Source organism: Granulosicoccus sp. 3-233 (assembly GCF_052681095.1).
Window position 1 is genome coordinate 969,560 of record NZ_JBQYLE010000001.1, and the last position, 7,585, is coordinate 977,144.

Sequence of the window (7,585 nt, forward strand, 5' to 3'; positions counted from 1 at the left end):
CTGCCATCATGAAAATTCGACAAGCTGATATTCCTGCTACACGCTTGGCTTCCGCTGCATCCGCCAGGCTACTGCTTCTGGCACTGAGTGCCACAATGATCAGCGCCTGTACTTCCGACAGTGATCCCGTGGTGGAACAGGAAACGCCAGCAGGTGATGCCGGTGCTGATGGCGATGACAGTGGAGGAGTCGACGCCGATACCGGTACGACAACATTGACTCTGGATGCCAGTGCGGGTGGATTTGGTGCGGCGGAGGATGATGCGGCGAACAAATGGGCCTATCTGGATCTGGATAGTGGGCAGATTCTCGAATTGACAGACGCCGAAGCCAGTTTGTCAACGCAATGGGACGTTGCTCTGAAGCGCGTTGATGTACGAACCAATGGCGGTGCTTCCGGTCCGGGAACGGTGACTGCTGCGCTGGCCGATGCACAGTTGCGTTTCTACGATGAAGAAGGCGAAGCCGATCTGGCGGTTTTCAGCGCTGCGACTGCAGACAGTGAGTTGCCGGCGCTGCAACGCTCCATCGACTCATCTCTGCTGACGTTTGAAGCTGACAGTGATGTGGCTGCCATCGATGGAAGTGGCATTGACGAGGAGGCGAGCTGGTGGTTGTACAACCCTGCCGATCATACGGTGAATCCCAATGACAATGCCTGGTATGTAGTCAGAGGCGCCGATGGTCAGAGCTTCGCAAGACTGCATGTCACCGATATCGATCAGTCAGCTCAGCAGATCAGCATCGAGATGTTCATTCAGAACAGCGGTGAGAATGCTTTTGCCGCCTCGCCGGTTGTCTGGACCGCAAGTATCGGCGGTGAGGGGGGAAGTGTCTGTTACGACTTCGAACAGATGGTGGAAGTGGATTGCAATGCTCAGGCCGAAGCCTGGGACCTGCAGTTCGAAATCACCGCTGGAGATCGCAGCTGGAATGCCTGGGTCAATGGCGGGGAAGTCCGGGGTAGTGGTACCGAAGGGGCGGCCTTCGGCCCGATTGCCACCGAATCCATTGCAGACTTCAATTCGTCGGCAGCGGTTCCCACCTGGTTCGAGGACGTGTCCGGCGGAGTGTTCAGCAACAGCAGCTGGTATGCCTACAACCTGGATGGCAATCATCGTATCTGGCCGAACTATCGGGTTTATGCCGTAGATACCGGAGAGGGAATCTACAAGTTGCAACTGTTGAGTTACTACGATGAAGCGGGTACCAGTGGCATCGTCACGTTGCGTTACGCAACGGTTGAATGATAGAGAGGCGAATCCATGGAGATGATGTCATGAGCTACCTGGAGAGTGATCTGAGTGCCGTGCGTCGAGACTGCGACGACTTCCGTAGCCGCTGCCAGAGTGTTCAGCTGGCAGTGTCGCGTGAAACCGAAGAGCTGGATCTTGGCAGTTCACCGTTCATTCAGCTGGATGAAGACTTCCATGTCTATCTGAATCAGGGAATGGCAGGGGGAGGCAGTCAGTTGGGTGACGGTCAGGTCAATCTGATGTTCCTCGAAGATGAGATTCATTGCCCGCAGACATTCTCTCGTCGGCAATTGAGTATCCGGGGGAATGCCACAACCGTGCCGCGAGGCTATCAATACACACGCATCATGGTGGCATTTCAGGATCGCCTGGGGTCCTTCATGGATATCGTGCGACTCAGGCCGGATTCTCGTCTGGTCCGCATCAAGCCTCTGGCAGGGCGGTACATCAACGAGCTTTCTCAGGTGTTCACCTTCAAGGGCTACCGACTGGACTCATTGCAGGAAGAAGCCACAGCGACGGCGGCATCCTCGCTCCGGGAACCTGTACTTGGCAGAGAGTCGCCGAGGGGTCAGGCGCTGGCAGGTGATGCCTGATGGTGCGTATGGTCAGGTTACTGCGGAGCATTCTGCTGCTGGTCTCATCGCTGACGCTCACGCATACCGCCGCGGCACAGGCGGATGAGGGTTCTCCACGGTTGGTGTCTGTCGCGGGGTCACTGACGGAAATTCTCCATGCGCTGGATCTGCAGAATCTGCTCGTCGGTGTGGATACCACCAGTCAATGGCCACCAGCAGCGGCCGAGTTGCCGCAGGTGGGGTATCAGCGAGCCTTGTCGGCCGAGGGTATTCTGTCCTTGTCGCCCGATACCGTGCTGGCTACTGCCGATGCCGGGCCTCCGGAGGTACTGCAACAGTTGCTGGATGCTGGTGTCCGGATCGAGCAGTTCTCGCGCGACTACACGATAGAGGGTTTGTACGAGCGCATTCGTGCCATCGCGCGCGCTCATGAACGAATATCCGAGGCTGAACAGTTGATTGCATCCATACAGGATGAGCTGGACGCCGTTGCGCAGCTGGTGCAAGGGCGCACGGCACCGCGCGTGATGTTTCTGCTGGGAGTGGATGCCGGTTCCTCGATGGCTGCAGGCAACGGTACATCGGCCGACGCCATGATTGCATTATCCGGCGCGTTGAATGCCATGTCGGACCATGATGGATACAAACTGGTCAATGCAGAATCAATCATCGAGGCCGCACCTGAATTCATTCTGGTGGTGCAGCATGATACGGACAGGAATCGTGAAGCCACTCAGCAGTCAGTGTTGGCCCTGCCGGGTGTGGCTCTGACGCCAGCTGGCAGACATTCGCGCATACTGGTGCTGGATGCCTTGCGTTTTCTCGGTTTTGGTCCGCGTACCGGTCAGGCGCTGCAGGATCTGGCCAGTCAGCTGTTTCCGATTCCTGGCGCACAATGAGCGACATCCCGCTCAAGAATCTGTTGCGTGAACGAGCTTGCCCGGATAACGGACCCCGGAGCTCTCGCTGGCCAATGCTTCGCCTGATAGTCGACCGGAGCAGCTGGAATCTGGCGAACAGACGCTATCTGGTGCTACCGTTGCTGTGTTTGCTGCTGCTGGCAAGTGCAATATCGGCACTGGCCATCGGTGCCGTGCAGGTAGCTGTTGGTGATGTGCTCGGTATCCTGTTGCAGATTCCGGGACTGAATGGCTCGGCTGAGTACTCCAGTACCCACGTGGCTGTCGTGCAGAGCATTCGCCTGCCGCGTGTGCTCATGGGTGTGCTGGTGGGGGCCAGTCTTGCCATGTGTGGAGCAGCCTTGCAGGGTCTGTTTCGCAACCCTCTGGCCGATCCTGCTCTGGTGGGGGTATCCAGCGGTGCAGCTCTGGGTGCTGTCAGTGTCATTGTTCTCAGCGGCAGCGTGTTGCAGGGACTGGCTCGGTTCGCAGGGGCCTGGCTACTGCCATTGGCCGCATTCGTCGGGGGTGTCTGCGTTACCTTGCTGGTCTATCGTCTGGCTCATCGTGGTGGTCGGACTGCCGTGACCACCCTGTTGCTGGCAGGAATAGCCGTGGGGTCGCTGAGTTCGGCCGTTACTGGCTTGCTGACTTACATGGCTGATGACTTTCAGTTGCGAACGCTCACCTTCTGGAGCATGGGCAGTCTGGGCGGCGCTACCTGGTCAAAACTGGGTGCTGCATCCATACTGATGCTGCTTGCGCTTGTCCTCATCCCGACACAGGCTCGTGCCCTGAATGCGTTGTTGCTGGGTGAATCCGAAGCCATGCACCTTGGCTTTGACCTGGAGCGTGTCAAGCGGTGTCTGATCCTGCTGATTGCACTGGCGGTGGGAGCCGCCGTATCGGTGTCCGGCATCATCGGTTTCGTCGGTCTGGTTACACCGCATCTGATACGTCTGGCAGTCGGCCCTGACCATCGATTGTTGCTGCCGGCCTCCGCATTGCTTGGTGCCTCACTGCTGGTTCTGGCAGATCTGTTTGCTCGAACCATCGTCGCGCCCAGTGAACTGCCGATCGGCATTGTCACTGCATTGGTCGGTGGCCCGTTTTTCCTGTGGCTGCTGGTTCGTCTGCGTGGGTTATCGACATGATGTCTCTGGAGCAAGCCTGTCTGCAAGGACGTCAAGGCTGGCGGGTCGACCACGTGTCACTGCAGCTGTACCCGGGTGAGGTTCTGGCATTGCTGGGGCCCAATGGAGCTGGCAAGAGTTCCATTCTGAAGCTGATGTCGGGAGAGGTTGCCTGTGACTCGGGTTGCTGCCTGCTGGCAGGCCAGGACATGAGCAGCATGAGCCCTCTGGCGCTGGCTCGCCGGCGAGCTGTACTGCCTCAGCAAAGCGAGCTGGCTTTCGGTTTCCAGGTGCACGAGGTGGTGATGATGGGCCGCAGTGTTCATCGGGGATGCGGACACCGACTCGATCAGGAGGTTGTGGACTGGGCCATGCTGAAAACCGGTGTCTCCGATCTGGCAGAACAGGATTACCTGAGTCTGTCCGGAGGGGAGCGTCAGCGTGTTCATCTGGCCAGAGTGCTGGCGCAGATCGGCCCGGATGCGAGAGGCTCGACGTCAAGTGCGTTTCTGTTGCTCGATGAACCGACTGCCGCACTGGACCTTGCCCATCAGCATCAGGTGTTGAGCCTGGCCAGACAGCTGGCTTCCGAGATGAGGATCGGTGTACTCACGATACTTCACGATCTGAATCTGGCTGCACTGTACGCCAACCGCATTGCGCTCATGAAGCAAGGCCGGGTAGTGGGGGTCGGCCTGCCGCAGGAAATCCTCACCCCACAACGCATCCAGCAGGTGTTTGACACGAAGGCCAGTGTCATGGCGCATCCGCATCGCCCGCGGAAAACTCTGGTTGTTACCGGGTGATGATGCACTGTCGCTCGAGGTTCTGGTCGAGCGGAATCATCATGGCCCAGGCCTCGGCGACACTTGTTCTATCGCCGTGTGTACCTGGGCCGCCAGTCCATCAGCGATCCACGAAGGCGCGTTCGAAGACGTAGTCGCCAGGTTCGCCGCGTGATGGCGAGGCGGAGAATCCGCGGCTATCGAGCAGTTCTCGCAGATCGGCGAGCATCGCAGGCCCTCCACAGATCATGAAACGATCATTTTCGGGATCGATGGTTGGCTGGTTGACGCTGCGCTCCAGTTCTCCGTCGCCAAACAGTGTCGTGATGCGGCCACGTCGATCAAACTCCTCACGTGACACTACCGGCGCGTAGATCAGCTGGTTCTTGACGTAGTCGCCCAGGTACTCATGATCCGGCAGTTCCAGACCAATGGCATCCCGATAGGCAAGATCCTTGACATGGCGTACACCGTGAACCAGCACGACCTTGTCAAAAGCCTCATACGTCTCGGGGTCCTTGATCACGGAAAGAAAGGGGGCGAGCCCGGTGCCGGTGCCCAGCAACCACAGCGTACGACCCGGCTTCAGGTCATCGATGATCAATGTGCCAACGGGTTTGCGACCGATGTGGACATAATCGCCCACTTCGATATGTTGCAGGCGTGAAGTCAGCGCACCGTTCTGGACCTTGATGCTGAAGAATTCCAGCTCCTCTTCCCAGTTGGCACTGGCGATGGAATAGGCACGGCGCAGCAGCTTGCCCTCGTTCTCGAGTCCGACCATGACGAACTGACCGTTCAGAAAACGCAGGCTGGAATCACGGGTGGTGCGAAAACTGAAGTATGTGTCCGTCCAGTGATGGACTGACAGGACACGTTCCTGCTCGTCGGTACAGGACAGGCGTTGGCCGTGTGGAACCGATGATGGGGGGGTATCGACTAGCTGGAGTGTATCCAGGCCTTCCAGGTGTTCAGTTGTCATGGTCAGTAGGTTCGGGCACTTCAATGGATACTGCGTTCAGCCTGGTCCTTTCGATCGTGGTCGAACAGAATCTGGCGTTGCACAAGCCCTGCAAAGTCCCATTGTCGTGAAGGTAGAGAAAAATCGTGTTCGAAAGATATGTTGCGGTTTTCGGAGACCTGAGCGAGGACACCTTGTACGGACGTCTCCGGCAGCCAATGGTTCAGATGTTCGACGGATTCACCCGGTCGACCATGGCCGAAGGCAGCCAGTGTCGCCAACAGGCGTGCTTCGTCCGGTGACACTTCCTCGCCGCAAAGGCATCGCACATCGAATTGTCGGGTGGCATGGTACGCAGTCCGGTGAAGTATGTCATGGATGGTAGTGACTAATCCCTCCAAGCCAAGACAGGCTCCGAGGCTGTGCACTGCAACCAGGCTGTTGAGGCGTAGAGAAATGCACTTTACCCAGACTCGCGCCACGTTGACGACAAGAAGCTCTCCCGGGCTCAGATCTGCGCATTGCAACACGGAATTGTGACGCATATCACTCTTGTCGTGTTGCAGCTTGAGTCTGGCAGGGCTTGGGACCAGTGCATATGCACCATGGTGACGAAAGAGGGCAGAGTGACCAATGGCGTCGATGGATTGCAGGAATTGTCGACTGGCATGCGGATTCATCAGCCATTGCAGTCTGGCCATCGCTGTGGAATGGCGGCCACGCAGCTGCTGTGAAGCGGCGTCGATCAGAAGCTGCTCATCATTGGAGAGTCTCGCAGAGCCTGCTTCCATAACGTCGAACGGCGACCTTGTACCTGTCAGCGCGATGGACGCGGCCTGATTGATCGCCTCGATGGATTGTCTTCGCGCGCTGGATGAGTCCAGAATGCGGCCCAGAGAGTCCAGCAGACAGCGGTCGAGATCGGAGATTTCCTGACGCTCTCCACTCAATCGCAGAACAGCCAGCAGAAGCCTCGCCGGCAAAGCATAGGAGGACACGGAGTGCTGGCGTAGTCGCAGCAGCTCCGAGCCAGCGTTATGAGTACCTTTCCTGAATATCCGGGCACTGGAATCCTGAGGCGCTGAATCGGGTTGTGACTGCATGAACTGGGGTTGGCAACTTGATAAGAACGATAATGATAATCATTCTTGTTAAATTTGTACAGAAAGCCAGCGGAAACAGTAAGAGCAGTGTTACGCGTTTGTCAGCGCTGCATGGGAACGGTGAGGTCTTGGATTTGATGAGATGGGATGGGATGGGATGGGATGCGGTTCGGTTCGGTTCGGTTCGGTTCGGTTCGGTTCGGTTCGGTTCGGTGAGGTGGGGTGAGGTGAGGTGAGGTGAGGTGAGGTGAGGCGAGATTCGGCGCGATTCGGCGAGATTCGGCGAGATTCGGCGCTGGGTTCGACACAAGTGAAACGCATGTTGCCGATTGTTCTGGCGCGGTTGTTCGCGGGGTTTATCGGAGTGAATAGTTCACGGGCACCTGTATTTCATAGTGGGTCAGGCCCAATGCTGAGGGGATTGCCGGATACGGTTGTGCATCCCTGAGTAGCTGCAGTGCGGCCGCATCCAGACCAGCGACGCCGCTGCTTTTCACCAGCGCATGCTCGAGAAGATGCCCTTCGGCATCGATGGTGAATGTCACCTGAACAACCCCTTCGACCTTCCGCCTTTTCAAGCGATGAGGGTAGCGGATGCGATCCTGCAGCCATTGCTGCAGTTCCCCTCGGTAATCCTGCCTGGCCTGTGAGTCGCCGCCGGAATCAGGGAGCGATGAATCGCTGCCACCCAACTGTTGCTCGGTCTGTGCAAGCGGCTTCGGCGCACTATCCACCACCGATGTTTCTGGCACTGGTTCCGGCTCCGGCTCTGGCTCCGGTTCTGGCTCCGGTTCTGGCTCTGGCTCTGGCTCTGGCTCTGGCTCTGGCTCTGGCTCTGGCTCTGGCTCTGGCTCTGGCTCTGGCTCTGGC

At 57.9% G+C, this 7,585-nt stretch carries 8 protein-coding genes; 5 read left to right on the plus strand and 3 right to left on the minus strand.

The features are described 5' to 3' along the window. Positions 1-8: 8 nt before the first annotated feature. The 5 genes from ACUNV4_RS04180 to ACUNV4_RS04200 are packed head-to-tail and all read left to right on the plus strand — an operon-like array spanning position 9 to position 4,672. Positions 9-1,250, plus strand: coding sequence for an HmuY family protein (locus tag ACUNV4_RS04180; RefSeq protein ID WP_430877239.1), 1,242 nt, complete (start codon positions 9-11; stop codon positions 1,248-1,250). A gap of 29 nt (positions 1,251-1,279) precedes the next feature. Continuing rightward, positions 1,280-1,852, plus strand: coding sequence for a hypothetical protein (locus ACUNV4_RS04185; RefSeq protein WP_430877240.1), 573 nt, complete (start codon positions 1,280-1,282; stop codon positions 1,850-1,852). A gap of 8 nt (positions 1,853-1,860) precedes the next feature. Further along, a complete protein-coding gene (locus ACUNV4_RS04190; RefSeq protein WP_430877241.1) occupies positions 1,861-2,733 on the plus strand; it encodes a heme/hemin ABC transporter substrate-binding protein in 873 nt (290 codons plus the stop codon). Then, positions 2,730-3,887: a FecCD family ABC transporter permease gene (locus ACUNV4_RS04195; protein WP_430877242.1), complete on the plus strand. Its 1,158-nt coding sequence runs from the start codon at positions 2,730-2,732 to the stop codon at positions 3,885-3,887. Before ACUNV4_RS04190 ends, ACUNV4_RS04195 begins: the two co-directional genes overlap by 4 nt. Beyond that, positions 3,884-4,672 (plus strand): heme ABC transporter ATP-binding protein, encoded by a 789-nt coding sequence (locus tag ACUNV4_RS04200; protein ID WP_430877243.1) that lies wholly within the window; start codon positions 3,884-3,886, stop codon positions 4,670-4,672. Before ACUNV4_RS04195 ends, ACUNV4_RS04200 begins: the two co-directional genes overlap by 4 nt. A 100-nt stretch (positions 4,673-4,772) precedes the next feature. On the opposite strand, the gene ACUNV4_RS04205 is transcribed toward ACUNV4_RS04200, so the two are convergent. The 3 genes from ACUNV4_RS04205 to ACUNV4_RS04215 form a co-directional block, all read right to left on the minus strand. Beyond that, positions 4,773-5,633, minus strand: coding sequence for a ferredoxin--NADP reductase (locus ACUNV4_RS04205; protein WP_430877244.1), 861 nt, complete (start codon positions 5,631-5,633; stop codon positions 4,773-4,775). 20 nt (positions 5,634-5,653) lie between these two features. Next, the gene (locus ACUNV4_RS04210; protein WP_430877245.1) at positions 5,654-6,715 is read right to left on the minus strand and encodes a hypothetical protein; all 1,062 of its coding nucleotides are present in this window, start codon (positions 6,713-6,715) and stop codon (positions 5,654-5,656) included. A gap of 356 nt (positions 6,716-7,071) precedes the next feature. After that, positions 7,072-7,467 carry an energy transducer TonB gene (locus tag ACUNV4_RS04215; protein ID WP_430877246.1) on the minus strand — a complete coding sequence of 132 codons (396 nt, stop codon included), beginning with the start codon at positions 7,465-7,467 and terminating at the stop codon, positions 7,072-7,074. Positions 7,468-7,585: the final 118 nt, after the last annotated feature.